The sequence below is a fragment of the Bradyrhizobium sp. PRIMUS42 genome, from assembly GCF_023006515.1.
GTDB lineage: Bacteria > Pseudomonadota > Alphaproteobacteria > Rhizobiales > Xanthobacteraceae > Bradyrhizobium.
Genome location: NZ_JALBGZ010000855.1, coordinates 1 through 2,429, shown reverse-complemented (window position 1 = coordinate 2,429; position 2,429 = coordinate 1). Strand labels below are relative to the sequence as shown.

Below are 2,429 nucleotides of genomic sequence, written 5' to 3'. Positions count from 1 at the left end.
CGGCTCAGGCCCAGTCCGTACAGCGCGGCGAAGCCGGCCAGCCCTCCGACCGCCACGGTGGCGATGACGAGGGGGACCCGGCGCGTGGCGGAGGGCTTCTTGTCGAGCATATCGTTTGTCATCCGGTCGCAGATATGGCTATCAGGGGCCTCTTAATACGGCTGGCTGCGGCCAGCAAACGTGCGGCAAATCAAGGCGTGAGCAGGGGATCATGAGCAACAAGATGTGGGGCGGCCGGTTCTCGGAACGTCCCGATGAGATCATGGAAGAGATCAACGTCTCCATCGACGTCGATCGTCACCTCTACGCCCAGGACATTGCCGCGTCCAAGGCTCACGCTGCGATGCTCGCCGCGAAGGGCATCATCACGGGCTCTGATGCGAAAAATATCGGCAAGGGTCTAGACACGATTTTGTCAGAGATCGGCAAGGGCGGCTTCGAGTTCAAGCGCACGCTCGAGGACATTCATATGAATGTCGAGAGCCGCCTGTCCGAGCTGATCGGCCCCGCCGCCGGCAGGCTGCACACCGCGCGCTCGCGCAACGACCAGGTCGCGACCGATTTCCGTCTCTACGTGCGTGACGTTCTCGACGAGACCGATGCCGCGCTCGCAGCCTTCCAGCAGGCTCTGGTCGAGCGTGCGCTGGAGCACGCAGGCACCGTGATGCCCGGCTTCACGCATCTGCAGACCGCGCAGCCGGTGACCTTCGGCCATCATCTGCTCGCCTATGTCGAGATGGCCGCGCGCGATCGCGGCCGCTTCCAGGACGCGCGCAAGCGGCTCAACGAATCGCCGCTCGGTGCCGCCGCGCTCGCAGGCACCTCGTTCCCGATCGACCGCCACGCCACCGCAAAGGCGCTTCTCTTCGACCGTCCGATGGCGAACTCGCTCGACGCGGTGTCCGACCGTGACTTCGTGCTGGAGACGCTGTCGGCAGCCTCGATCTGTGCCGTGCACATGTCGCGCTTCGCCGAGGAGATCGTGATCTGGACCTCGCCGCTGGTCGGAATGATCCGGCTCAGCGACAAGTTCACCACGGGATCCTCGATCATGCCGCAGAAGCGCAATCCGGATGCCGCCGAGCTGGTACGCGCCAAGACCGGCCGCGTCATCGGCGCGCTCAACGGTCTGTTGATCGTGATGAAGGGCCTGCCGCTCGCCTATCAAAAGGACATGCAGGAGGACAAGCAGGGTGCCATGGAGGGCTTTGCCGCGCTGTCGCTGGCGATCCGCGCCATGACCGGCATGGTCCGCGACCTCGTGCCCGACGAAGCCAAGATGAAGCTTGCCGCGGGCGAGGGCTATGCCACCGCGACCGACCTCGCCGACTGGCTGGTGCGGACGCTGAAAATGCCGTTCCGCGAGGCCCATCACGTCACCGGCCGCATCGTCGCCAAGGCCGCCGAGGGCGGCGTGGCGCTGCACGAGCTGCCGCTCAAGGAGATGCAGGCGATCGAGCCAAAAATCACCAAGGACGTGTTCGGCGTGCTCTCGGTCGAATCGTCGGTGAAGAGCCGCACCAGCTTCGGCGGCACCGCTCCGAAGAACGTGACGGCCCAGGCCAAGGCCTGGGTGAAGCGGCTGGAAAAAGAGCGAAAATTGGGCTGAGGGTAAAATTTCGCTGATGTTTCATGGTCATCCGGGCTCTCGCCAGAGCGTGCCAATCTCTGTATGGTGCGGCCCGCGTAGTGGGGATTTCGTCGTGACGTCAAAGTTTCGCCCGGCCGGCTCGGGGTGGGCCATCATTGTCCCCTTCAGCCGTGACGCCGCGGTCGAAATAGGGCGGCAGCAACAGCACGTGACGCAGGCCGAGGCCGAGTGCGGCGCGCGAGAGGGCGATGCTGTCGGTGATGGCGGGAAAGCCGCCGCCGATGCCGATGCGTTCCGGGGCAACGCCGGCCTTGAGCACGGCTTCGATGGTCGCGACGCGCTCGGTGACATTGAAAGAGGTGCCCTCGCCGGTGGTGCCGAACAGCACGACGCCGTCGACGCCCTTGCCGAAAAGCTGGTTGGCGTGAGCCGCGAGCTTTGCCGAATCCACGCTGCCGTCGGCTGCCAGCGGCGTCGCCGATGCCACCCAGAACCCGCGAATTGCCTCGGTCATCACACTGCCCCTTGCTTGGCCCCCGAACTAAGCCTCTGATCTCAAAGGACCTTCCGAAGCTTAACCGGGTTTTGTTTTTGCTTTACTTTTCATCTTGTACCTTACATACAAGAAGCACGCAAACCCTTTCCGATGTCACGGCGCGCATGGGCGCAGTCATGTTTTGAGGAGGTCTCGCATGGACATGGTGACCCCTATCGGGCGACCCGACCAATTGCTCGGCGCCCTGCGCGACAAGCTCGGCGCAGCCGCCGTGTTGATCGGCACCGACGTGCCGGCGCGCAATTGCAACGATTGGAGCGCGAGCCTGCCGCAGACGCCGCT

Annotated in this window: 1 protein-coding gene and 3 pseudogenes; 2 read left to right on the top strand and 2 right to left on the bottom strand. The window is 64.3% G+C overall.

The annotated features are described in order from the left end of the window. Positions 1–110 (bottom strand): annotated as a pseudogene (locus MOV75_RS42790) (thiol:disulfide interchange protein); the annotation flags it as partial. A 101-nt stretch (positions 111–211) separates the two neighbouring features. On the opposite strand from MOV75_RS42790, the gene argH reads away from it, so the two are divergent. Beyond that, positions 212–1,609 carry an argininosuccinate lyase gene (gene argH / locus MOV75_RS34705; protein ID WP_246925901.1) on the top strand — a complete coding sequence of 466 codons (1,398 nt, stop codon included), beginning with the start codon at positions 212–214 and terminating at the stop codon, positions 1,607–1,609. Positions 1,610–1,751: 142 nt separating this feature from the next. On the opposite strand, the pseudogene MOV75_RS34700 reads toward argH, so the two are convergent. Then, positions 1,752–2,105: pseudogene (locus MOV75_RS34700) on the bottom strand (dihydrodipicolinate synthase family protein); the annotation flags it as partial. A 178-nt stretch (positions 2,106–2,283) separates the two neighbouring features. Here MOV75_RS34700 and MOV75_RS42785 point away from each other — a divergent pair. Then, positions 2,284–2,429: pseudogene (locus MOV75_RS42785) on the top strand (FAD-binding oxidoreductase); the annotation flags it as partial.

Coding starts and splice junctions, on each gene's coding strand:
- argH (WP_246925901.1), top strand. CDS start 212: ATGAGCAACAAGATGTGGGGCGGCCGGTTCTCGGAACGTCCCGATGAG.